21 protein-coding genes are annotated in these 23,627 nt (G+C 72.4%); 15 read left to right on the top strand and 6 right to left on the bottom strand.

Features of this window, described 5'->3' with window-relative positions; all coding sequences use genetic code 11:
• Positions 1–86 precede the first annotated feature (86 nt).
• Both FB382_RS19385 and FB382_RS19380 read left to right on the top strand, forming a co-directional pair.
• Entirely contained in the window at positions 87–242 is a 156-nt protein-coding gene (locus tag FB382_RS19385; protein WP_182541278.1) for an SRPBCC family protein, read from the top strand.
• Positions 173–520: an SRPBCC family protein gene (locus tag FB382_RS19380; RefSeq protein ID WP_182541277.1), complete on the top strand. Its 348-nt coding sequence runs from the start codon at positions 173–175 to the stop codon at positions 518–520. Before FB382_RS19385 ends, FB382_RS19380 begins: the two co-directional genes overlap by 70 nt.
• Here FB382_RS19380 and ppgK read toward each other — a convergent pair.
• Positions 453–1,244 (bottom strand): polyphosphate--glucose phosphotransferase, encoded by a 792-nt coding sequence (gene ppgK, locus FB382_RS19375; protein ID WP_343055685.1) that lies wholly within the window; start codon positions 1,242–1,244, stop codon positions 453–455. The two genes, FB382_RS19380 and ppgK, sit on opposite strands and share 68 nt — an antisense overlap.
• A 778-nt stretch (positions 1,245–2,022) precedes the next feature.
• Here ppgK and FB382_RS23135 point away from each other — a divergent pair.
• The 4 genes from FB382_RS23135 to FB382_RS19355 all read left to right on the top strand — a co-directional run bounded on the left by FB382_RS23135 (position 2,023) and on the right by FB382_RS19355 (position 5,134).
• On the top strand, positions 2,023–2,637 hold the full coding sequence (locus tag FB382_RS23135) for a maleylpyruvate isomerase N-terminal domain-containing protein (protein WP_425490128.1): 615 nt from the start codon (positions 2,023–2,025) through the stop codon (positions 2,635–2,637).
• A gap of 245 nt (positions 2,638–2,882) precedes the next feature.
• Positions 2,883–4,313: a fatty acid desaturase gene (locus FB382_RS19365; protein ID WP_182541275.1), complete on the top strand. Its 1,431-nt coding sequence runs from the start codon at positions 2,883–2,885 to the stop codon at positions 4,311–4,313.
• Positions 4,313–4,516 (top strand): ferredoxin, encoded by a 204-nt coding sequence (locus tag FB382_RS19360; protein WP_182541274.1) that lies wholly within the window; start codon positions 4,313–4,315, stop codon positions 4,514–4,516. The genes FB382_RS19365 and FB382_RS19360 overlap by 1 nt, the downstream gene beginning before the upstream one ends.
• Positions 4,517–4,543: 27 nt before the next feature.
• The gene (locus FB382_RS19355; RefSeq protein WP_343055673.1) at positions 4,544–5,134 is read left to right on the top strand and encodes a TetR/AcrR family transcriptional regulator; all 591 of its coding nucleotides are present in this window, start codon (positions 4,544–4,546) and stop codon (positions 5,132–5,134) included.
• Between the two features lie 3 nt (positions 5,135–5,137).
• On the opposite strand, the gene FB382_RS19350 is transcribed toward FB382_RS19355, so the two are convergent.
• Positions 5,138–6,031, bottom strand: coding sequence for a GTP-binding protein LepA (locus FB382_RS19350; protein WP_343055672.1), 894 nt, complete (start codon positions 6,029–6,031; stop codon positions 5,138–5,140).
• Here FB382_RS19350 and FB382_RS19345 point away from each other — a divergent pair, their 5' ends adjacent.
• Both FB382_RS19345 and FB382_RS19340 read left to right on the top strand, forming a co-directional pair.
• A complete protein-coding gene (locus tag FB382_RS19345; protein WP_343055671.1) occupies positions 6,032–7,450 on the top strand; it encodes an MFS transporter in 1,419 nt (472 codons plus the stop codon).
• 69 nt (positions 7,451–7,519) lie between these two features.
• Positions 7,520–8,749 carry a M15 family metallopeptidase gene (locus FB382_RS19340; RefSeq protein WP_182541273.1) on the top strand — a complete coding sequence of 410 codons (1,230 nt, stop codon included), beginning with the start codon at positions 7,520–7,522 and terminating at the stop codon, positions 8,747–8,749.
• Between the two features lie 15 nt (positions 8,750–8,764).
• Here FB382_RS19340 and FB382_RS19335 read toward each other — a convergent pair whose 3' ends face one another.
• Positions 8,765–9,646: an alpha/beta hydrolase fold domain-containing protein gene (locus FB382_RS19335; RefSeq protein ID WP_220481425.1), complete on the bottom strand. Its 882-nt coding sequence runs from the start codon at positions 9,644–9,646 to the stop codon at positions 8,765–8,767.
• A 74-nt stretch (positions 9,647–9,720) separates the two neighbouring features.
• Here FB382_RS19335 and FB382_RS19330 point away from each other — a divergent pair, with 74 nt between their 5' ends.
• The 5 genes from FB382_RS19330 to FB382_RS19310 all read left to right on the top strand — a co-directional run bounded on the left by FB382_RS19330 (position 9,721) and on the right by FB382_RS19310 (position 16,048).
• A complete protein-coding gene (locus FB382_RS19330) occupies positions 9,721–10,686 on the top strand; it encodes an NADPH:quinone oxidoreductase family protein (RefSeq protein WP_182541272.1) in 966 nt (321 codons plus the stop codon).
• Positions 10,687–10,714: 28 nt separating this feature from the next.
• On the top strand, positions 10,715–12,652 hold the full coding sequence (locus FB382_RS19325) for a M13 family metallopeptidase (protein WP_220481927.1): 1,938 nt from the start codon (positions 10,715–10,717) through the stop codon (positions 12,650–12,652).
• A gap of 116 nt (positions 12,653–12,768) precedes the next feature.
• Positions 12,769–13,299: a hypothetical protein gene (locus tag FB382_RS19320; protein ID WP_182541271.1), complete on the top strand. Its 531-nt coding sequence runs from the start codon at positions 12,769–12,771 to the stop codon at positions 13,297–13,299.
• A 68-nt stretch (positions 13,300–13,367) separates the two neighbouring features.
• Positions 13,368–15,452, top strand: coding sequence for a DEAD/DEAH box helicase (locus tag FB382_RS19315; RefSeq protein ID WP_182541270.1), 2,085 nt, complete (start codon positions 13,368–13,370; stop codon positions 15,450–15,452).
• Positions 15,453–15,523: 71 nt separating this feature from the next.
• Positions 15,524–16,048, top strand: coding sequence for a hypothetical protein (locus tag FB382_RS19310; RefSeq protein ID WP_182541269.1), 525 nt, complete (start codon positions 15,524–15,526; stop codon positions 16,046–16,048).
• Positions 16,049–16,071: 23 nt separating this feature from the next.
• Here the strand turns inward: FB382_RS19310 and FB382_RS19305 are convergent, their stop codons facing one another.
• The 3 genes from FB382_RS19305 to FB382_RS19295 all read right to left on the bottom strand — a co-directional run bounded on the left by FB382_RS19305 (position 16,072) and on the right by FB382_RS19295 (position 20,059).
• Positions 16,072–17,322: an acyltransferase family protein gene (locus FB382_RS19305; RefSeq protein WP_182541268.1), complete on the bottom strand. Its 1,251-nt coding sequence runs from the start codon at positions 17,320–17,322 to the stop codon at positions 16,072–16,074.
• Positions 17,319–19,289 (bottom strand): glycosyltransferase family 2 protein, encoded by a 1,971-nt coding sequence (locus tag FB382_RS19300; protein ID WP_182541267.1) that lies wholly within the window; start codon positions 19,287–19,289, stop codon positions 17,319–17,321. Before FB382_RS19300 ends, FB382_RS19305 begins: the two co-directional genes overlap by 4 nt.
• A 281-nt stretch (positions 19,290–19,570) precedes the next feature.
• Positions 19,571–20,059, bottom strand: a complete 489-nt coding sequence (locus FB382_RS19295; RefSeq protein WP_182541266.1) for a glutathione peroxidase — start codon at positions 20,057–20,059, stop codon at positions 19,571–19,573.
• Positions 20,060–20,165: 106 nt separating this feature from the next.
• On the opposite strand from FB382_RS19295, the gene FB382_RS19290 reads away from it, so the two are divergent.
• Both FB382_RS19290 and FB382_RS19285 read left to right on the top strand, forming a co-directional pair.
• A complete protein-coding gene (locus FB382_RS19290) occupies positions 20,166–22,922 on the top strand; it encodes a DEAD/DEAH box helicase (RefSeq protein WP_246377257.1) in 2,757 nt (918 codons plus the stop codon).
• Positions 22,922–23,611 (top strand): SWIM zinc finger family protein, encoded by a 690-nt coding sequence (locus FB382_RS19285; protein ID WP_182541264.1) that lies wholly within the window; start codon positions 22,922–22,924, stop codon positions 23,609–23,611. Before FB382_RS19290 ends, FB382_RS19285 begins: the two co-directional genes overlap by 1 nt.
• Positions 23,612–23,627: the final 16 nt, after the last annotated feature.

Below are 23,627 nucleotides of genomic sequence, written 5' to 3'. Positions count from 1 at the left end.
CCCGACCGTCTTCCACCCCGACGTGCCGAAGGCGGTCGCCGCGGCGATCCGCGGTCACTGAGTCCGGGGCGGGCTAGCCTGAGCGCATGCCCAGCTTCGCGCACACCGAGACCGTCGCCGCCTCCCCGGAGCACGTCTTCGCGATCATCGACGACTTCACCCGGACCCCGGAGTGGCTGACTCGCTGCACGGGCATCGACAAGCTCGAGGACGGCCCCCAACCACGCCGGCCTGCCCGCTGAAGTACCACTACAAGGACGGCAGCCGCACCGGCACGATGGACGGCGAGGTCGCGGCGCGCGAGCAGGACCGCCACCTCACCCTGCACTTCGTCGACAAGATGACCGACGTGACGGTCGACTTCAAGGTCGCGCCGATGGGTGCCGAGACGTCGCTGACCCACGAGATCACGATCCAGACCAAGGGCTTCGGCAAGCTCTTCACGCCGATGATCAAGCGGGCGCTGCCCAGGCAGACCCTCGACGCGATGACGAAGCTGAAGGCGCTCGCCGAGTCCTGAGCCGGGTCTTGAGCCGGGTCCCCGTCAGCGGGTCGCGCAGAGCGCGGCCCCGACGATCCCGGCCTTGTTGCGCAGTGTCGCCGGGACGATCTCGGTGTCGATGTCGATCAGCGGCAGGAACTCGTCGGACTTCTTGCTGATCCCGCCGCCCACGACGAAGAGGTCGGTGCGAGAAGAGCATCTCCAGGGTCCGGTAGTACGTCGTGAGCCGCTGGGCCCACTTCGCCCAGGACAGGTCCTCGGACTCCCGGGCGCTGTTGGCGGCGCGCTTCTCGGCGCCGTGGCCGTCGATCTCGAGGTGCCCGAGCTCGGAGTTGGGCACCAGCACGCCGTCGTACACCAGGGCGGAGCCGATGCCGGTGCCGAGGGTGGTGACGATGACCAGTCCGTCGCGCCCGCGGGCGGCGCCGTACCGCACCTCGGCCAGGCCGGCGGCGTCCGCGTCGTTGACGACATGCACGTCGCGGCCGGTCGCCTTGGTGAAGAGGGCGTCCGCGTCGGTGCCGAGCCAGGACTTGTCGATGTTGGCGGCGGAGTGCACCACCCCGTGGCGTACGACGCCGGGCACGGTCACGCCGACCGGACCCCGAGAGTCGGGGAACTGCTCGAGGATCCCCGCGAACACCTCCGCCACCGCCTCGGGGGTGGAGGGCTTGGGCGTCGTCGCGCGCACGCGCTCGGCCGCGAAGTCGCCGGTCCCGAGGTCGACGGGCGCGCCCTTGATGCCGGTGCCGCCGAAGGTCGATGCCGAAGGGGAGGTCGCCGCTCATGGGCACAATCTCGCCGTCCGGAGGGCGGGAAGCAACCCCGGAAGCAACCCTCGCGGCCCCGGCTGCGTGCCAGAGATGAGGGCCCGTCCGGGCCCCGGACGGAGGACTACGATGGACATCAGGACCCGCCGGCACCCGATCGCCGCGATCGCCCCCACGGTCGCCGCCGCGCTCGCGCTGGCCCTGGGCGCCCCCACCCCCGTGGGCGCCGCGAGCGCGTCGGTCAACGGACCGTCCTCGGGGGACGTGCGCGTGTGCACCGGCCCCGACCTCACGGCGTCCAAGGGGGCTCTCGAGGGGGCCGCGGGGTCGCGCTTCCTCACGGTCCGCGTCACCAACGCCTCGGAGACCGCCTGCCAGGACGATGGGCTACACGGCCTACCGGTTCCGCAACGCGGCCGGCCCGATCGGGCACGAGTCGACGCCCAACACGGTCACCGACGGCACCGAGGGCGTCCCCGTCGTGATCTCTGCCGGGGCCACGGTGGAAGTCGGTGCTGAGCTGGACCGACCCGGGGCCGACGGTGCCGAGCCAGTGCCACGCCAAGGCGACCACGGCCTTCCGGCTCAAGATCCACGACGTGGACCGCTACTACCGGCTGCCACTGAAGGTCGACGTCTGCACGACGCTGAAGTACCGCCCGCACGCACCCGGCTCCAGTGACGAGCGCCTGACGGGCCGGCCGCCGGACGAAATATCGGAGGCCTGCGGACGGCCGAGGTGTCAGGCTCGTGGCATGCCCACCGAGCTCACCACGCCCCAGCACCTCGAGGGACTGCGTGCTGCCCTGGTCTCCTTCGTCCGGTACGCCGAGCGGGCCGGCCTTCGCGCGCCCCGTCCCGACCTGCCCCGACTGGACCGTCCGGCACCTCGTCGCGCACCAGGGGATGGTGCACCGGTGGGGCCGCGGCGGCGCTCCGCGGCGAGCGGGTCGACCCGGACGACCTCGAACGCGACGGTCGCTCCTCGCCCGACCCGCTGGAGTGGCTGCGCGACGGGGCCGTCGAGGTGGCCGCGGCGGTGACCAGCGCGCCCGAGCGGGTGGCCGCGCCGGTGTTCCTGCTCGACGCCCCGCCGGCCCGGGCCTTCTGGGGCGCGGCGGCAGTGCCACGAGACCACGATCCACGCCGTCGACGCGCTCGCGGCCTCACTGGGTCGCTACCCCCGCGGGTCGGAGACCTGGATCGACCCCGTGCTCGCCCGCGACGGCATCGACGAGCTGCTCGGCGGGTTCCTGCCCCGGCCCCGGTCGCGGCTGCGGCGCCCGGAGGAGACGACGCTGGTGGTGGCTCCCACGGACGGACCCGACTGGTGGCGCGTGCAGATCGGCGCGCACCCGCCGGTGACCACGCGGCGTACGGGCCCGGTGGCGGAGGCCGACGTGACGCTCACCGGCCCGTCGGGTCGGGCTCTACCTGACGCTGTGGAACCGCTCGGACGCCGAGGAGGACTGCGTCGACACGCGGGGCGTGCTGGACGACTGGCGCGACCTGTCGGCGGTCCGCTGGGCCTGACTTTACAAACCAGAACCTCTTGTCAAAGTGGTTTACAAACCCTATGGTCATGTAAACCCCGGCAGGAAGGTTCCCGCATGAGCACCGCCAACGCGACGGTCCCCCTCGGCTCGACCGAGGCGTGGAAGGACAAGAAGCGCTACCTGTGGCTGATCGGCCTCGTCGTCCCGAGCCTGGCGTTCATCGCCGGCGGGATGTGGGCGCTGACCGGGTGGGGCGTGTGGTTCTGGATCGGTCCGATCGTGATCCTCGGCGTCGTCCCGGCGATCGACCTGCTCGCGGGGCTGGACCGCTCCAACCCGCCCGACGACGCGATCGAGGCGCTGGAGAAGGACCGCTACTACCGCTGGATCACCTATCTCTTCCTGCCGATCCAGTACGTCGGCTTCGTCGGCGCCTTCTACGTCATCGCCCACGGTGCCGGCGGCTTCGGCGACCTGACCACGCTCGACAAGCTCGGCCTGGCGATCTCGATCGGCTGCATCGGCGGGATCGGCATCAACACCGCCCACGAGCTCGGCCACAAGAAGGAGGCCAACGAGCGCTGGCTGTCCAAGATCGCGCTGGCGCAGAGCTTCTACGGCCACTTCTACATCGAGCACAACCGCGGCCACCACGTCCGGGTCGCCACCCCGGAGGACCCCGCCAGCAGCCGGTTCGGCGAGAACTTCTACCAGTTCTGGCCGCGCACGGTGATCGGGTCGCTGCGCTCGGCCTGGCGGCTGGAGAAGCGGCGCTACGCCCGCAAGCAACAGCACCCCTTCCGGCTCGGCAACGACGTGCTCAACGCCTGGCTGATGTCCGCGGTGCTGTGGGGCGGCCTGGTCGCCTGGCTGGGCGTGGGGATCCTGCCGTTCCTCGTCGTGCAGGCGGTCGTCGGTTTCTCGCTGCTCGAGGTCGTCAACTACATGGAGCACTACGGGATGCTGCGGCAGAAGGTCGGCGTCGGCGAGCGCCAGCGCTACGAGCGGGTCGACCCCTCGCACTCGTGGAACTCCAACAACATCGCGACCAACGTGCTGCTCTACCACCTGCAGCGGCACAGCGACCACCACGCCAACCCGACGCGTCGCTACCAGACCCTGCGCGACTTCGAGGAGAGCCCGGTGCTGCCCACGGGGTACGCCGGCATGATCGTGCTCGCGATCCTCCCGCCGGTCTGGCGCCGGGTGATGGACCCCCGCGTCCTCGCCCACTTCGATGGCGACCTGACCCGCGCCAACCTCCAGCCCCGCAAGCGCGAGCGCATCCTCGCGGCGTACCCGCCCCCGCCATCGGTGGTTGAGGAGGTTGCTCTGCAACCGTCTCGAAACCAGCCGATCGAGGAGGTTCTCGCGGCCCGCTGCCCCGGCTGCTCCTACACCTACGACGTCAACGCCGGCGACGAGCATGAGGGCTTCGCCGCCGGGACGGCCTGGGCCGACATCCCCGCCGACTGGTGCTGCCCGGACTGCGGCGTGCGCGAGAAGGTCGACTTCATCCCCCTGAGCCGGAGCGAGGCCCTCTGATGCGCATCCACGTGGACCGCGACCGGTGCGAGGGGCTCGGCATGTGCGAGGCGATGGCGCACGAGTTCTTCGAGCTCCGTGAGGATGAGGGAGGTGACGACGTCATGCACCTGCGCGACGAGACGCCGGCCGAGGAGCACCGTGGGCAGGTGGCCGCGGCCGTTGCGTCCTGCCCGGTGCTCGCACTGTCCCTGACCGACTGAGCACGACCGGCTCCCTAGACTGGTGCCGTGACGACCGCCCCCGACCGAGCCCCCCTGACGGCGACGATGCGGGAGCGGGTCGTCGAGGCCGCCGTGGCGCTGACCACCGAGGTCGGCTGGGCCCAGGTGACGATGGCCCGGATCGCCGACCGGGTGGGGGTCTCCCGGCAGACCGTCTACAACGAGGTCGGCACCAAGCCGGGCCTGGCCGAGGCGATGATCCTGCACGAGCTCGACCGCTTCCTCGGCGTGGTCAACCTCGCCTTCGACGACGCCCCGACCGACCTGGTCGAGGCGATCCGGGGGGCGACCCGCGGGGTCCTCGAGCTGGCCCAGGACAACCCGCTCCTGCACGCCGTCGTCTCCGCGACGCACGGCGCCGACACCGAGCTGCTGCCGCTGCTGACGACCCACGCCGAGTCCCTGCTCGCCGCGGCCAAGATCGTCATCAAGGACCGGATCGAGCCCTACGCGCTCGCCCTCGACGACGAGCACCTCGAGGCCGCCATCGACATGGTCGTCCGGGTGGTGCTCAGCCATGTCATGCAGCCCTCGGCCTCCCCGGCCGACACGTCCGCCGACATCGCCTGGATCGCCGCGCGGGTGCTGCGCCCCTAGCCCTCAGCCCGTCGCGCGGCGGGCCCGGGCATGAGCGAGCTCGACGGCCTCGTGGAACCCGCGGGCGACGTACGCCGGGACCTTGAGGCCCTGCTCGCGGGCCCACAGCAGCTCGCGCTCGACCCGGGAGATCTCGCCAGCGAAGCGGCTCGGCTCGTCGGCGATGCCCAGGGTGGCCATCACCTCGCCGAAATCGGCCCGCTGGCCGTCGTGGTTGGCGCCCACTGGGGCGAACGAGAATCGCCGTAACCGGCGCACCAGCCAGCGCTGCCAGCCGGTGAGCTCGCTCCACAGACCGCGCGCGGAGAGCTGGTAGAAGGCGAAGTGGCCGGGCTCCTGGCGACGGATCGGGGCGATCACGGTGTCGGCCACCGCCGTCTCGCCCATCTCCGTGACCCCCCGGTGCAGCAGGTTGTAGGCCAGCACCGCGGAGCGCTCGGTGGCCGCGCCGGTCAGGTAGTAGAGCATCCGCACGACGTCCTGGATCGCGGCGACGTGGGCGAGCATCCCCAGCACCTTGATCTTCGCCCCCACCGTGTCGAGGTCGGGGGTGGCCGGCGGCCGGCCGACCTGCACCTGCAGGCGGTCGAGGATCAGCCCGTGCTGGACCTCCTGCGGCTGCCAGACGTCCGCGAAGAAGCGGCGGTCGACCTCGGGCGGGTCCGGGAGCAGCGTGACGAGCTCGAGGACGTTGCGGTCCACCTCGAGCTCGACCCGGGCCATGTAGTCCAGCACGTGGCCGTAGCGCTCGGCGAGGACGGCGGGCCGGTGCACGGTGAAGTCGACGGACGACAGCTCGATCGGCGGGTGCTCGGCCCCCAGGCGCTCGACGTGGTCGACGAGTCGCTGCTCCGTCGTACGGGCAGGGGCCGCGGCGTGGCGCATAGTGTGGGGCACGTGGAGCATTCGGCGCCGGGCGCGGTCCGGATGGGCACGCATGCCGGACGGGCCGTCGTGGCCGCCGCCCTGCTCGGCTCGGGCATGACCATGCTGGACGGCACCGTCGTCAACGTCGCGCTGCGCACGATCGGCGCGGACCTCGACGCGACGCTCGCCGAGCTCCAGTGGGTCTCCAACGGCTACCTCCTCTCGCTGGCCAGCCTGATCCTGCTCGGGGGCTCGCTGGGCGACCGGTTCGGCCGTGTGCGGGTGTTCAACGTCGGGACCGTCGCCTTCACGCTCGCCTCGGTGCTGTGCGGGCTCGCGCCCACACCGGAGGTGCTGATCGCGGCCCGCGTCCTGCAGGGCGCCGGCGCGGCGCTGCTGATGCCCGGCAGCCTCGCGATGATCCAGGGCGCCTTCGTGCGTGACGACCGGGCGGCCGCGATCGGCGCCTGGTCGGGCCTCGGCGGCATCGCGGCGGCGCTCGGGCCGTTCCTCGGCGGCACCCTCATCGAGTACGCCGACTGGCGCTGGATCTTCTTCCTCAACGTCCCCCTCGGCGCGCTGAGCGTGGTCGTCGCGACCCGGTCGGTGCCCGAGACGCTCGACCCGCACGCCCCCGCGCGGTTCGACGCGACCGGGGCGCTGCTCGCGTGCCTGACGCTCGGCGGGACGACGTACGCGCTCATCGAGTGGGGCCGGCCACTCGTGCCCGTTGCGTTGGGGGTCGCCGTGCTGGCCGCGGCCGCGTTCGTGCTCGTCGAGCGCCGGAGCGACCACCCGATGCTGCCGCTGGGGATCTTCGCCGACCGCACGTTCAGCAGCGCCAACGCGATGACGCTGCTCGTCTACGCCGCCCTCGGCGCCGTGCTGTTCTTCCTCGTCCTGCAGCTCCAGGTCGTGGTCGGGTACGGCGCCCTCCGCGCGGGCATCTCCAGCCTGCCGATCACGGTCTGCATGCTGCTGCTGGCCCGGCGCGGTGGCCGGCTGGCGTCCCGGATCGGGCCGCGGATCCCGATGACCCTCGGGCCGCTGGTGATGGCGGCGGGGGTGCTGCTGCTGACGCGAGTGGGTCCGGGGACGACGTACGTCCTCGACGTGCTGCCCGGCATCACCGTCTTCGGGCTGGGCCTGCCGCTGCTGGTCGCGCCGCTGACGGCCACGGTGCTGGCGGCCGCGCCCGACGAGCACGCCGGCCTCGCGAGCGGGGTCAACAACGCGGTGGCGCGGGCCGGCTCGCTGCTGGCCGTCGCGGCGCTGCCGCTGCTGGTCGGGCTCCGGGGCGACGACTACGCCGACCCGGCCGTGCTCGACGACGCCTACCGCTCCGCGATGGTCGCCTGCGCGGTCCTGCTCGTGCTCGGCGGGCTGCTGTCGTGGGCGACGATCCGGACGCCGGGCGGCCTGGGCAGGTCCGGGGGCAGGTCGCGGTGACGTCACGATCGGCGGACCCGGCTGTGCGGCTTGCCGCATCGACCTAGTCTGACCCGTGAGGGAGGGCACATGCGGAACGCGCGCGCACTGGCGGCACTGCTGCTGCCCCTCGCCCTGCTCACGACGGCCGGCTGCGACGGGAAGGCCGCGGCCCACGACCCGGCCACCAGCCCGGCGGCCGCGACGTCCGGCGCGGGTGACCCGGGCACGAGCCCCAGCAACAGCACCAGCCCCGTCGCCGACGCCGACCACGCGGTCGACCCGCCCGGCAAGCTGAGCGGCCGGCTCTACGCCGCCGACATGCTCGTCTACAGCCAGGACACCCTCAGCCCCGCGGTCGTGAAGCGGATCCAGCACCTGAAGGGCGTCACCCGCGTCGAGAGCCTCTCGATGGCACAGGTCAGCATCGAGAACCACGCCCTCAACGTGGCGGCCGTCGACGCGGGCACCTACCGCAACTGGACGCCGTACGCCTCGGCCACCACGCAGGCCGTCTGGGACCGGGTCGCGGGCGGCGAGGTCGCGCTGCTCCCGGAGCTGAAGAAGCGGCTGCCGATCACCGGCAAGGGCTACCTCCAGCTCGGCTCCAGCAAGGACGCCCCCGAGCTGCACGTCGGGGCGTTCGCGCCGCAGATCCCCAACGCCATCGACGCCGTCGTCAACGAGAAGTGGGCCGACTCGCTGGGCATGAAGAAGGACAACGCGCTGCTGATCTACACCGGCAGCACGTCGCCGTCCTCGCTGCGCAAGCCCGTCGAGAAGGTCGCCGGCACGACCGCGTCGGTCCAGAGCCTCGACATCGTCGCGCGCGCCGGCCTGGACATCCACGCGAAGCAGACGGCGTTCCTCGTCGGCTCGGTCGCCGACGCGGTCGGCACCTTCAACTACACCGTGCTCGGCGGCGGCCGGATCGCACCGGAGGCCTCGTGGGTCGCCTCCCACATCGCCACCCAGCAGGTCCCGATCCTGGGCAGCGTCACCTGCAACCGGCTGCTCTTCCCGCAGCTCACCGCCGCGCTCAACGAGGTCGTCGACCAGGGGCTGGCCGACAAGATCCACCCCGACGAGTACGCCGGCTGCTACTACCCGCGCTTCATCGCCGGCACGACCACGCTGTCCAACCACTCCTTCGGGCTCGCCCTCGACCTCAACGTGCCCGGCAACCAGCGCGGCACCGTCGGCGAGATGGACCGCCAGGTCGTCGCGATCTTCGAGAAGTGGGGCTTCACCTGGGGCGGCCGGTGGCACTACACCGACCCGATGCACTTCGAGATGAACTCGCTGGTCGACCCCCGCTGAATCCACGCGTGAGTCTCAGGCGGGCGACGTACGACGCCTGATCTGTCCGGCGACCATCTCCATGGTCCGTCGCGCCCGGTCGAGGTCGTGCGAGAGGAAGTAGTGGTCGGCACCCGGCGTCATGTCGGAGACGACCTCGATCCCGGCGTTGCGCAGCCGGGCGGCGTACTTGTCGCCGTCGGGACGCAGGGTGTCCCGCTCAGCGGTGAGGACGACCGCGGGCGGCAGCCCCCGCACGGTGTCGGTCAGCAGCGGCGAGGCGTAGGGGTCCGCACGGGTCGCGGGGTCGGGGAAGTAGACCCGGCGCACGAGCCTGCGCAGGGCGGGCGAGATCATCCCGGGCGCCCCGGTGTCGACGGCGGTGGCCATGTCGAGGGCCGGGACGCCGAGCACCTGGAGGACCGGGGCGAAGGAGCCGCGGTCGCGCGCCTGCAGACAGGTGGCGGCGGCCAGCGCCCCGCCGGACGAGAGGCCGCCGACGGCGACGCGGGTCCCGTCGATGCCGTGGTCACTGCCGCGGGTGGCGAGGTGGGCGGCGGCGTCGTGGGCCTCGTGCTGGGCGACGGGGTACCGCACGTAGGGGCCGGCGCGGAAGTCGACGTTGGCGACCACGACGCCCGCCCGGGAGGCGACGTACCGGCACCAGAAGTCGTCCATCTGTGGGTAGCGCATCAGGAAGGCGCCGCCGTGGAAGTGCACGTAGGCGCCGAGGGCGCGCCGGGCCGCGCGGACCGGGCGGTAGAGGTGGACCGGCACGTGGCCGTAGCGCGTGGGCACGCGGACCTTCTCCGGCTTCGGCAGGTCCTCGCCGGCGAAGCGGAGCTCGTCGCCATAGCGGACGGTGAAGCGGGCGAGTGCGTGCATGAGCCCGGCCCGGACGGCGTCGTCGATCCTCACGTAGCCCGTTCGGAGCCGCTCGCGGATCGGATGGGCCGGTCGGCGAGCGGGCCCCGGTCGGTAGCGTGCCGGGCATGCGCGCCGTCCAGGTCATCACGCCCACCGGTCCCAGCGATCTCGAGATCCGCGACGTCGCCGAGCCGACGCCCGGCCCCGACGACGTGCTCGTCGAGGTGCACCGCGTCGGCATCTCCTTCCCCGACCTGCTGCTGAGCAAGGGGCAGTACCAGCTCAAGCCCGAGCCGCCCTTCACCCTCGGCGTGGACTTCGCGGGGGTCGTGGTGTCCGGCGGCGGGCTCGCTCCGGGGACGCGGGTCGCCGGGGTGGCGCCGTACGGCGCTGCCGGTGAGCTGGTCAGCAACCCGGCGGTCTCGACGTTCGCACTGCCGGACTCGATCAGCCTCGACGAGGGGGCTGCGCTGCCCATGAACTACCTGACCGCGCAGTTCGCGCTGGCCGAGCGCGGCGACGTGAAGGCCGGCGAGACCGTGCTCGTGCACGGCGCGGCCGGTGGCGTCGGCACCGCGACCATCCAGGTCGCGAAGGGCTACGGCGCCCGCACGATCGCGGTCGTCTCGACCGAGGAGAAGGCCAAGGTCGCCCTCGACGCCGGCGCCGACGAGGCGGTGCTGCTCGACGACTTCAAGGACAAGGTCATGGAGCTGACCGGGGGCCGGGGCGTCGACATCGTCCTCGACGTGGTCGGCGGCGACGCCTTCACCGACTCGCTGCGGGTGCTCGGGGCGCAGGGGCGGCTGCTGGTCGTCGGCTTCGCGTCCGGCCAGGGCATCCCCGAGGTCAAGGTCAACCGGCTCCTCCTCAACAACATCGACGTCCGCGGCGTCGGCTGGGGCGCCTACGCGATGATGCGGCCGGGCTACATGCACGAGCAGTGGGCCGAGATCCTGCCGATGATGGAGTCGGGCGTCATCAAGCCGCCGATCGGGGCGACGTACGCGCTCGAGGACTTCGGACAGGCGCTGGTCGACATGGACGAACGCCGCACCCTCGGCAAGTCGGTCGTCCGGGTGCGCGACTGACCGATCGGTTACGGTCGGTCCCGTGAGCATGCTGGATGACGCCCGACCGGGCATGAACCCCGACATCCGTCCCCAGGACGACCTCTTCGGACACGTGAACGGGCGGTGGCTCGACGAGACCGAGATCCCCTCGGACCGCTCGAGCTGGGGACCCTTCGTCCAGCTGGCCGACGTGGCCGAGGAGCAGGTCCGCCGGATCATCGAGGACATCGCGTCCGCCGATCCGGCGTCGCTGGACGACGAGGCGCGCAAGATCCACGACCTCTACGCGTCGTTCATGGACACCGAGACCATCAACCACCGCGGTCTGCGGCCCGTGCGGCCGCTGATCGACGCGGTCGCCGCCCTGCGCGACACCCGCGACCTGGCGGCGTTCCTCGGCGAGTTCGAGCGGATCGGCGGGCACGGCCTCTTCGGCAGCTACATCGCCACCGACAACAAGGACTCCGACCGCTACCTCTTCCACCTCGTGCAGGGCGGCCTCGGGCTGCCGGACGAGTCCTACTACCGCGACGACAAGTTCGCCGAGGTCCGGGAGAAGTACGTCGCCTACCTGACCCGGCTCCTCGGCCTCGCCGAGCACGCCGACCCGGCCGGCGCCGCCGCGACCGTCCTGGCGATCGACACCAAGCTGGCGGCCGGCCACTGGGAGCGCGCGGAGACCCGAGACGTCCAGAAGACCTACAACCTCACGACGATGGCCGAGCTCAAGGAGCTGTGCCCGTCCTTCGACTGGGACGCCTACATCCGCAACCTCGGCGGCAACGAGCAGACGGCGGCCGAGTCGTGCGTGCGGCAGCCGTCCTACTTCGCGCACCTCTCGACGGTGCTCGACGAGGTCCCGATCGAGGACTGGAAGGCCTGGATGGTCGTCCACGTGCTGCGCTCGGCGGCGCCGTACCTCACCGACGACTTCGTCGAGACCAACTTCGACTTCTACGGCCGCACCCTCAACGGCACCCCCGAGCTGCGGGCCCGCTGGAAGCGCGGCGTCTCGCTCGTCGAGGGCGCCATCGGCGAGGCGGTCGGCAAGCAGTACGTCGAGCGGCACTTCCCGCCGACCTCCAAGGCGCTGATGGACGACCTGGTCGCCAACCTGCTCGCCGCCTACCGCCAGTCGATCTCCCAGCTGGACTGGATGACCGACGAGACGAAGGAGCGGGCCTACGAGAAGCTCGCGACCTTCCGGCCCAAGATCGCCTACCCCGACACGTTCCGCGACTACTCCGCGCTGCAGGTCTCCTCGGACGACCTGCTCGGCAACGTGGCGGCGGCGTCCGGCTTCGAGACCGACCGCGAGCTGGCCAAGATCGGCGGGCCGGTCGACCGCGACGAGTGGTTCATGCTGCCGCAGACGGTCAACGCCTACTACAACCCCGGCACCAACGAGATCTGCTTCCCCGCCGGCATCCTGCAGAAGCCGTTCTTCGACCCCGAGGCCGAGCAGGCCGAGAACTACGGCGGCATCGGCGCCGTGATCGGGCACGAGATCGGCCACGGCTTCGACGACCAGGGCGCGCAGTACGACGGCGCGGGCAACCTCAACGACTGGTGGACCGCCGACGACAAGGCGGCCTTCGAGGTGAAGTCCAAGGCCCTGATCGCGCAGTACGACGCCTTCGAGCCGCGCGCGCTGCCCGGCGAGCACGTCAACGGCGCGCTGACCGTCGGTGAGAACATCGGCGACCTCGGAGGCCTGACGATCGGCCACACGGCGTACCTCATCGCGCAGGGGGGCTCGGCCTCGGTCGAGGACCGCCAGAAGCTCTTCATGAACTGGGCCTACTGCTGGCGGACCAAGCGCCGCAAGGAGCAGGAGCTGCAGTACCTCACCATCGACCCGCACAGCCCGCCGGAGTTCCGCGCCAACATCGTGCGCAACCTGGCGGAGTTCCACGAGGTCTTCGAGACCGCCGAGGGTGACGGGCTCTGGCTCGACCCGGACCAGCGCGTCCGCATCTGGTGAGCCGCTGACCGAACGACACACCGAACCCCTCGGATCCGCCCTTCCCGGGCTGGATCCGAGGGGTTCGGTGTGTTCGGCGGTCGCCACTCCTTGCACGGGGTCGTAATCTTGATTACATGATTACGAACGAATCCCTGGAGCGGGTCCGCGGCTGGTTCACCGGCCGCCTCCCCGCCGACTGGTCGGCCGGGTCCGAGGGCCCCGCCGAGGTCACCGTCGACCGTGAGGAGATCACGGTCCTGCTCGCCGTCCCCGACGTCGAGCTCTCTGCGGACGCCTCCGACGCCGAGCGCGCCGAGGCCCGCGCCGGCCGCGCCAAGGCGTTCCGCGAGGAGACCCGCGACGCCCGCATCGCCATCGCCCGTGAGGCCGAGCACCGCTTCGAGCGCAAGGTCTCGTGGGGCGTCCACGTCGGCGACCACGCCGAGCTCTGGACGCACGTCGCGGCCCCCGTCATGACCCGCCTGCGCCAGCCCCAGCGGCTGGTCCTCGACACCCTCGTCGACGCCGGCGTGGCGCGGTCACGCTCCGAGGCGCTGGCCTGGTGCGTCCGGCTCGTCGGGCAGCACGAGGAGGACTGGCTCGCCGAGCTCCGCGACGCGATGGGGGCCGTCGCCGACGTACGCAGCAAGGGCCCGGCGGCCTGAGGTCGATCCTGCGGACCCCCTGTGGATGCGGTACGCCGCCTGTCGGGACGCGCTGGTAGACAGGCGGCATGAGCCCCACCACGACCGACGTCCGTGACCGCGCCGAGGAGCACCTGCGGGCGCTGGTCGGTCGTGACGATGCCCGCCTGCGCGAGGACCAGTGGACGGCGATCGAGGCGCTCGCCGTCGACCGTCGCCGGTCCCTGGTCGTCCAGCGCACCGGCTGGGGCAAGTCGGCGGTCTACTTCGTCGCCACGCTGCTGCTGCGCGAGGCGGGGGCCGGCCCGACCGTCATCGTGTCCCCGCTGCTCGCGCTGATGCGCAACCAGATCGAGGCGGCCGAGCGGGCCGGCATCCGCGCGGTGACCATCAACTCCACCAACATCGAGGAGTGGGAGCCCACCCAGGAGGCGATCCGGGCGGGCGAGGTCGACGTGCTGCTGGTGAGCCCCGAGCGGCTCAACAACCCCGGCTTCCGCGACGAGGTGCTGCCGCGGCTGGCCGCGACCTGCGGCCTCCTCGTCATCGACGAGGCCCACTGCATCTCCGACTGGGGCCACGACTTCCGCCCCGACTACCGCCGCATCCGCACCCTCCTGGGCGACCTGCCCGACGGCATCCCGGTGCTCGCCACTACGGCCACCGCCAACGCCCGGGTCACCCAGGACGTCGCCGAGCAGCTCGGTCGAGACGTCCTCGTGCTCCGTGGGTCCCTGGACCGCGAGTCGCTGCGGCTGGGCGTGGTGCGGCTCAAGACCGCGGAGCAGCGGCTGGCCTGGCTGGCCGACCACCTCGCCGAGCAGCCGGGCTCGGGGATCATCTACTGCCTGACGGTCGCGGCCACCAAGGAGATCGCCGACTACCTCCGGGCGCGGGGCCACGACGTCCAGGCCTACTCCGGCCAGACCGACACCACCGAGCGGCAGGCGCTCGAGCAGGACCTCATCAACGGCCGGGTCAAGGCGCTGGTGGCCACGAGCGCGCTCGGCATGGGCTTCGACGCGACGCTCGGCTTCGTGGTCAACATGGGGGCGCCGGCGTCCCCGGTCGCCTACTACCAGCAGGTCGGCCGTGCCGGCCGTGGCACCGACGAGGCCACCGTCGTGCTGCTCCCCGCGATCGAGGACCGCGACATCTGGGCCTACTTCGGCTCGCTCGCGTTCCCGCGGGAGGAGCTGGTCCGCCAGACCCTCGCCGTGCTCGCCGACTCGCCCAAGCCGATGAGCACCGCCACGCTGGAGACCTACGTCGAGCTCAATCGCACCCGCCTCGAGACGATGCTCAAGGTGCTCGACGTCGACGGCGCGGCCCGCCGGGTGCGCGGAGGCTGGGAGGCCACCGGAGAGCCCTGGCAGTACGACGAGGAGCGCTACCGCCGCGTGGCGGAAGCGCGCGAGCGCGAGCAGCAGGCGATGCTCGACTACCTCCGCACCGACCGCTGCCGGATGCTCTTCCTCCGCGACCAGCTCGACGACCCCGAGGCCACCGCGTGCGGCCGCTGCGACAACTGCGGCGGGCTCGCCCTGTCGGCCGAGGTCAGCGAGAGCGCGGTGGAGGAGGCCGGGGCCCGGCTGTCCCGGCCCGGCGTCGTGCTGGAACCCCGCAAGATGTGGCCCACGGCGCTGGCCAACCTCGGGGTCGACCTCAAGGGCAAGATCGCCGACGGGGCGAGCGAGGGCCGCGTGGTGGCCCGGCTCACCGACCTCGGCCACGGCCAGGCGTTGCGCGAGCTCTTCAAGCCCGGCACGCCCGACGGGCCGGTTCCGGTGTCGCTGGCCCGCGCGGTGGTCGAGGTCCTCGGCGACTGGCGGCCGCGGGTCGACGCGATCGTGGTCGTCGAGTCGGCGACCCGGCCCACCCTCACCGCCGACTTCGCCGACGGGCTGTCGCGGTTCCTCAAGGTGCCAGTGGCCGGCCGCTACGCCATCGTCGACCCGTCGGTGGCGCCTGCCCAGGGGGCGATGAACAGTGCCCAGCGGGTGGCGGCCGTCGGTCGTCGCTACCGGTTGGAGGCCGAGGGCCTGGAGGGCCAGGGCGTCCTGCTCGTCGACGACCTCGTCGCCACCGGCTGGACGATGACGCTCGCCGCGCGGGCGATCCGTCGGGCGGGTGCCGCGGACGTCAGTCCCCTGGCGCTGGCCTCGGAGTCCTGAGGCGGGGCCGCTCAGGTCCGGGCCGCCGCTGCCGATGACTCCGGCACCACCACTCGGAAGGTAGGCCCCCCGTGATCAAGCCCCGTCATCTCCTCGTCCCCGCCGTGACCGCCGCCCTGGTCCTCACCGCCGGCGGCGCGTTCGCCGGCCAGAAGTCCGCCACGGACGCCGCGGGTGATGCGCCCGCGACCGCGGACATCACCCGCGTCACGCTGACCAACGGCGACAAGACCTTCACCGTCCGGGTGAAGCTGCACAAGGCCTCGGCCGAGCGGACCCACGTCGTGGCCACGCTGACCCCGGCGACCGAGGGCGCGGCGACGTACGTCGTCCGCACGGTCGACAGCGGTCAGGGCAAGAAGGTCGGCGCGACCCTCGAGACCACGGCCGCCGACGCGACCGAGGCCACGGCCGTCGACTGCGCCGGCATCAAGGCCGCGGTCTCCTCCGGCCGCAACGGCCAGGTTCACGTGCGGGTCCCGCAGTCCTGCTTCGGCGACGACGCCGGCGACTTCACCGTCGACGTCGTCACCGTCACCGGGGCCGGAGACGTCTCCGACGGGACCGACGACCCGATCGAGGTCGAGCAGGGCTGACCGACCTGCCGACCACGGGGCGGTCAGGCCCGCGCGGGCTCCTCGGAGTCGTCCTGCTCCAGGGCGTCCGGCGTGAGGTGTGCGTAGTAGTCGCGCGGCCGGCCGTCCTTGTCGATCATGCTGAGCATCCGCAGTCCGGCGGCCTCGACGGTGCGCGAGCTCAGCCAGGCCAGCGCCAGGCTCGGGCCGATCACGATCGCGAACGTGATGATGAACCACGCCCCCGGACGGGCCGCGGGCAGCAGCCCCATCCAGCCGACGAGGCGCATGACGGGCTCGTGCAGGAGATAGACGCCGTAGCCCAGCCCGCCGACCCAGGCCAGCGGCTTCCAGTCCAGGACCCGGGGCCACGGGCCGTCGTGGAGCACGATCGCGGACATCGCGACGGCGAGGGTGAGGGCGTAGAGCGGGTGCCACCACTCGGTCGCGTTGGAGTCGAACGGGCGGGTCATCACCAGCACGCCGGTGGCAGCGAGGCCGACGACGACCGCGGCGATCCGGGCCGGTCGGCCGAGCCGTACGCCGGCCGCGGCGAGGACCGCGAGACCCATGCCGATGCCGAAGTCGGCGCCGCGGGACAGCGGTGAGAACCACACCGACCAGTTGGTCGGATCCTGGTCGGTCAGCACGATCGACCACAGCAGGTCGCCCAGGCCGACGACCGCGGCCAGCACGGGCAGCACGGAGACGACCGCCAGGCGGCCGGCGCGCGACGTCGTACGGCGCACCGCGCGGTTGACGAACGGCACGGCCAGGGCCATCAGCACGTAGAAGTGGAACTCGACGGCGAGCGACCAGGCGGGTCCGTCGGTCCAGAAGATGTAGGTGTCGGTGTAGACGTGCGTGAACGTCAGGTGCGTCAGCAGGTCCTGCCAGTGGCCGGGCCACACGGGGTTGGTGAGGCCCCACACGATCAGCACGATCGTGAAGTAGAGCGGCACGAGCCGCGCGAGCCGGCGGTAGAGCAGCACCCGGCCAGGGCGCCCTTCGCGGCCCTCGGCGGCGGCGCGGGCGACCGGCAGCCACAGGACCAGGCCGGAGAGCACGAAGAACATGTCCACGAACAGGTCGGTGCCGAGCATCAGCTGGTGTGCCGTGCCCGACCACGGCCAGACGTACGTCGGCCCGGTCCGGTTGTTCTGGTAGGCGTGGAAGAACACCACGAACAGCGCCGCGAGACCACGCAGCCAGCCGAGGGGGTAGACCGGTCGTGCGGGAGCGGGCTGCGCCTCGGTGGGTTCCGGGCGTCGGGGATGGAGCTGGGTGACCGTCATGCTGCGACCTCCTGGGAGGTGGAGTCGGCGGGGGCGTCGCTGGTGCCGGCGCTGCTGGCCGTGCGCGGGGTGACCACCCACTGGTGCTCACCGCGCATCTGCTTGAGCTGGGCGACGCGGTTCACGAGGTTCTTGGCCTCGGTGTAGAAGACGAGGTTGGCGATCGCGGCCATGACGAACCACCGCGGGTGCCGGCGCATCTCCGGCGCGGCGAGGCGCCACGCGGCGAGCGTCTGGAGCGGACCGGAGACGGTCACGAACAGCGAGATCAGCAGGAACATGGGCGAGCCCATGTCGATCCCGCCGTCGCGCCAGGCGAGGAAGCCGAGCAGCGGCCACGCGGACATGGCGATCCAGGGGTAGACCTCGCGCCAGCCCAGCAGGTAGACGACGCCGAGCTTCTGGCGCAGCCCCAGGTGGGAGGAGCGCAGGGTCGAGACCAAGTGCCGCATCGAGACCTGGAACCAGCCCTGGGCCCAGCGGATCCGCTGGTTCCAGAGGGCCTTGGGGGTGTCGGGGGCCAGCTCGTGGCTGACCAGGCCGGGGTCGTTGACGATCCGGCCGCCGGCCTCGAGCACGCGCATGGAGGCCTCGATGTCCTCGGTGAGGAAGGAGCCGCGCAGGCGGATCCGCTCCAGGGCCGAGGCGCGCCAGTAGCCGTTGGAGCCGCCGAAGATGCCGAACCCGAAGGCCGCGGCGCGGCCCGGGTGGGCCACGGCGTAGATCTGCTCGAACTCGACGGCGACGAGCTTGGCCATCGCGGAGTCGGCGCCGTTGCGGATCACGCAGTGCCCCTGGACGACGTCGGCGGGGTCCTCGGGGTCGCCGATCCAGCGCCAGGCGCGGTCGAAGGAGCCCGGCGCGGGGTGGTGGTCGGCGTCGAAGATGCCCACGAACTCGCCCTCGGCCACGCTGAGCGCGGCGTTGACGTTCTGCGCCTTGGAGGTGCTGTCGGCGACCTTGAGCACGGTGAGGTCCTCGTGCTCGAGCTCGAGCGCGCGGAGCTCGCCCTCGACGTCCAGCGGGACGGGGGTGTTGTAGGCGAGCACGATCTGCAGCCCGCCGGAGTAGCCCTGGTCGAGGAAGCGGTGCACGGTCTCGACGATCGTGTCCGCCTCGTTGGGGAGGTACGCCGCGATGACGGCCGTCGCGCGGGGCGCCGGCTCACCGGTGGCGTCGGGCAGCTTCGGCGGATCCAGTGCGAAGGAGCACTCGGTCCAGATCGTCAGGGCGGTCAGGCCCAGCGCGCCGACCAGCACCCAGTAGACCGCGCCGGAGATGTCCAGGCCGATGGCGTAGAAGGCCACGAGCAGGAGGAACGGCACCACGATGGTGCCGACCGTCGCGGCGAGGACCTGGCGGCTGACCGTGAAGCGGTTGATCACCGGCGTGCGCTGGTTGACGTGCAGGCCCAGCTGGCGCGGCTGCAGGTCGCGCTGGCGGGTCGACTCGGCCGCCGCCGTGGTCGCGTGCTCCTCGGCGGAGCGGGCGTCCTGCTTGCGGGTGATCGGCGCCCAGCCGACACCGAGGTCGGTCACCCCGGCCCGGTCGGTCCGGTCGTCCAGCTGGTCGGTGAGCACGTCGAAGACCTCGATGGCGTGGTAGGCCATCTCCTGCAGCCGCACCGGACGGGCGGCCCGGTCCTCGTGGCGGAGCCGGAGGACCAGCTTGCCCGCGGGCGTCGCGGCGACGATCTCGCCGGGCTGCAGGTGGCGGGTGAGCCGCTCGGCGGCGGCCCGGACCGTCGCGGGCTCGGGCCGCACGGGGGTGTTGACGTCGCCGTCCGGTGCGGACCAGACGGGGTCGATCACGGCGACGATCTCGCGTCGACGGATCGGGCCCCCCGGCCGCGTGGCCGCGGGCAGCTCGAGGACGTCGGTGTGCGTCCCGACCCGGCCCGCCGTGTCGGCGGTCGCGCGAGTCTCGGGGCGGTGGTCGGGATGGTCTGGGTGACGAGTGTGGGTCACGGCGGAACCTTTCGGTCGACGGACGTGCTGCTGGCACCGAGAGTCGAGGCGGGTGCGCGGACGTGGGTCCGGCCTCCCGGAAAGGCGCGCTGCGTGAGTCGCGCTGCAGAACTTGATCTTCCACCGTGACCAAAGGGGCTGCCGGGTGCAAGTTCCGGGTGAGTGGCCCACCTCACGAAACGGCGGATCCCCGCGGGGATCCGCCGTGCGGCGCCCTTGAAATGGGTCGGCCGTCACACGTCAGAGGGGCAGGAGATTCGTCGGCCAGCCGACGGATCTCCTCAGGCGATGAGCTGCTGGATCGCCTGCACGACGAGGTCGTCGTCGGGCTGGATGCCGGGGTTGAAGCGGGCCACGACGGTGCCGTCGCCGTCGATGAGGAACTTCTCGAAGTTCCAGGTGATGTCGCCGGCCTCGCCCTTCTCGTTGGGGACCTGCACCAGGGCGTCGTAGATGGGGTGCCGCTCGTCGCCGTTGACCTCGATCTTCTCGGTCAGCGGGAAGCTCACGCCGTACGTGGCGGAGCAGAACTCCGCGATCTCCTCCGAGCTGCCGGGCTCCTGGCCGCCGAACTGGTTGCAGGGCAGGCCCACCACGGTGAAGCCGTGGGCGGCGTAGTCCGCCTGCAGCTGCTCGAGGGCGGTGTACTGCGGCGTCAGCCCGCACTTGCTGGCGACGTTGACCAGGAGCGCGGGCTTGCCGCCGGTGATGTCGCCGAGGGTGGACTCGGTGCCGTCGAGGCGGGCGATCGGGTGCTCGAGGAGGCTCATGTCCTCGAGCCTAACCGGGCCACACGAGAGGTCTCGAGGAACGAACTGTCCCCGGCGCCCGTTAGCGTCTGAGTCCCGCACCGCGCCCGCCCGTCTGGAGGCCCGCTTGTCCTTCGTCCCCGTCACCGGGCCGGCGACCTTCCGGGCCGCGGATCCGCCGCGCGAGGGAGTCGTCGAGTTCAGCGACGACCGGAGGACCGTGGCGCTGCCGATCCGGGCGGCGCTGCCGGTGCTCACCAAGGCGCACGCGCGTGACGACCTGCACCCCTCGGTCGGACTGCTCTCCGGGGCGGTGCTGCTCGGGATGAGGCTGGTGGCCGCCGGCAAGTTCGAGCCCGCGCCCGAGGCCCGGAGCTGGCGGGTCACCGAGCTCGGCGACGACGACACCGACCGGCTGGAGATGCTGGCGAGGTCGACGGCCCACGGTGCCCTCGACGCCGCCGGGGCGGAGGGACTCATCCGGCAGGTGCTCGACGCAGTCGCCGACGCGATGCCGCGCAGCGCCCCGGTCGCGGGCAACACACCCAGGGCCGGCCGTCCCACACCGCGGCGCCGCGGTCCCTCCGACGACTACGCCGCCCGGCTCCAGGCCCGGATCGACCGCCACCGCTCGCTGGCGGCCGACGACCGTCCCCACCTCGTGACCCTCTCGCTCCGGGTCGAGGCGGACGAGGAGGAGCTGGTCGCCGGGGCGGTGCGCCTCGTGCTCCAGGTGCACGACGAGCGCAACCACCTCATGGTCTGCGACGCCGGGGTGCTCTGGACCGAGTCGGGACCGGGCGCCAGCCACGGGTTCGGCGCCCGCGCCCGCACCCACGCCAGCATCGCCCTGCGGGCCGCCGCTGATGCCTGGCCCGTGCTCGACCGGCTCCTGGAGCTGCGGGTGCCCGACGAGATCACGCTCGACACCGACGAGCTCGTCAGCCTCCTCGACGTCGGGGTCGGTGCGCTCAAGGAGCGTGGCGTCGACGTGATGTGGCCCAGGAGCCTGGGCCGCGACCTCACCGCCACCACCGTCCTCGACCGGGCCAGGGCGCCCGGTCCGCCCCGCGAGGGCGACCTCGTGCCGACGATGTTCGGACCCGAGACCCTCTTCGCCTTCAACTGGCAGATCGCGCTCCACGGCGACTCGCTCACCGAGGAGGAGATGGACCAGCTCGCCAGCTCGGCGACCCCGATCCTCAAGCTGCGCGGCAACTGGACGGTCATCGACCCCGCGATCGCCCGGAAGGCCCGCAAGCGGCTGGTCCGGACGGTCAAGCCGGTCGAGGCGGTCGCGGCGGCGCTGACCGGGGTGGTCCAGGTCGAGCAGGCGGAGGAGCAGGTCGTCGTGGGGGCCTCGCTGCTCAAGGTCCGCGAGGAGCTGGTCACCGCCGCCACCCGGGCGCCGGTCGAGCCGCCTGCCGGGCTCGAGGCCACGCTGCGCGACTACCAGCTCCACGGGCTGACCTGGCTGGTGGAGATGACCTCCCTCGGCCTGGGCGCCTGCCTGGCCGACGACATGGGCCTGGGCAAGACCGTCACGCTCATCGCGCTGCACCTCCACCGCCACCAGCACGGCGCGACCGGGCCGACGCTGGTCGTGTGCCCCGCGAGCCTGCTCGGCAACTGGGAGGCCGAGATCGAGCGGTTCGCCCCCGGCGTGCCCGTCCGCCGGTTCCACGGGACGCAGCGCTCGCTCGAGGGTCTCGACGAGCTCGACCACCGGGAAGGGGTCGACCACCGGAGCGACCCGGGGTTCGTGCTCACCACCTACGGCACCATGCGGGTCGACCACGAGACCCTGGCCGGCGTCGGGTGGGACCTCGTGGTGGCCGACGAGGCCCAGCACGTCAAGAACGCCCGCTCCTCGACGGCCCGCGGGCTGCGGGCGATCCCGAGCCGGGCGCGCGTCGCCCTGACCGGCACCCCGGTCGAGAACAACCTCACCGAGCTCTGGGCGATCCTCGACTGGGCCACCCCGGGCCTGCTCGGCAGCCGGATGGCCTTCCGCAAGGTCTGGGCCGGGCCCATCGAGTCGGGTCACGAGCCCACCAAGGCCCGCCAGTTCGGCGACCTGATCCAGCCCTTCCTGCTGCGCCGCAAGAAGTCCGACCCCGGGATCGCCCCCGAGCTGCCGGCCAAGACCGAGACCGACCACCCGCTGGGGCTGACCCGCGAGCAGGTCGTGCTCTACGAGGCGTTCGTCCGCGACACGATGGACCGCATCGAGCGCGCCGACGAGGAGATGCGACGCGGCCTGGTCCTGGCCCTGCTGACCGGTCTCAAGCAGATCTGCAACCACCCCGCCCACTTCCTGAAGCAGGCGTCGAGCCGGCTGGCCGGGCGCTCGGAGAAGCTCGACCTCCTCGACGAGCTGCTCGGCACCGTGCTGGCCGAGGACGGCGCGGTGCTGATCTTCACCCAGTACGTCGCCATGGCCCGGCTGCTGGAGAGCCACCTGACCGCGGCCGGCATCCCCCACCAGTTCCTCCACGGCGGCACACCGGTCCGCGAGCGGGAGGCGATGGTGCGCCGCTTCCAGTCCGCGCCCGACGAGCAGCCCGTCCCGGTCTTCCTGCTCTCGCTCAAGGCCGGCGGCACCGGCCTCAACCTCACCCGCGCCGACCACGTCATCCACTTCGACCGCTGGTGGAACCCCGCCGTCGAGGAGCAGGCGACCGACCGGGCCTACCGGATCGGGCAGACCCGGCCGGTCCAGGTCCACCGGCTCGTCACGAAGGGCACGATCGAGGAGCGGATCGCCGAGCTGCTCTCCCGCAAGCGGGCGCTGGCCGACGCGGTCCTGGCCCGCGGCGAGGCGGCGCTCACCGAGCTCAGCAACGACGACCTGCGCGACTTCGTCACCCTGCGGAGCGACTGATGGCCGGCCCGGTCGTGCACCCGCGCGTGGCCGCACGTCGTGGTGCGGCCCGGGCGACCCGCTGGTGGGGCAAGGCCTGGGTGCGGGCGGTCGAGGAGGCGGCGTACGCCGAGGCCGACCTGGCGCGTGCCCGCGCCCTGTCCCGCTCGGGCCGGATCGGCGGCATCACGACCCAGCCGGGTGGGTTCGTGGCGGCCGTGGAGGACGACCACGGCCTGTGGACCGTCGCCGGGACGGTCCCGGTCCTCGACGACGCCGCCACGGAGGCCCTCGTCGAGACCGTCGCCGCGGAGTCCGGTCGGGTGGCCACCCTGCTCGGCGGCGACCTGCCGCACGACCTGGTCGAGCACGCGGAGGAGTCGGGGGTCGAGCTGCTGCCCTACGGCGGCGAGCTCGGCTCCAGCTGCCCGTGCGAGGCCTGGGTCGACCCGTGCGTGCACGCGCTGGCGGTCCTCTACCAGCTCGCGTGGCTGGTCGAGGCCGACCCGTTCGTGCTGCTCCAGCTCCGCGGGCTGCCGCGCGACGAGCTCCTCGCCCGGCTCCACCAGCGCTCCGACGACACCCCTGCGGACGACGACGCAGAGCGCGACGTCGAGGCCGGTCTCGACGCGGCGCTGCGGGCGGCGCGGGTGCTCGACCTGGTCCACGACCCGGAGGACGCCGACGCGCCCGTGGGCCACCTCTTCTGAGGTGCGCCCCGCGACG

Source organism: Nocardioides ginsengisegetis, from assembly GCF_014138045.1.
Classification (GTDB): domain Bacteria; phylum Actinomycetota; class Actinomycetes; order Propionibacteriales; family Nocardioidaceae; genus Nocardioides; species Nocardioides ginsengisegetis.
Note: the sequence above shows the minus strand (reverse complement) of the source record. Positions and strands in the feature narration are given on the sequence as shown.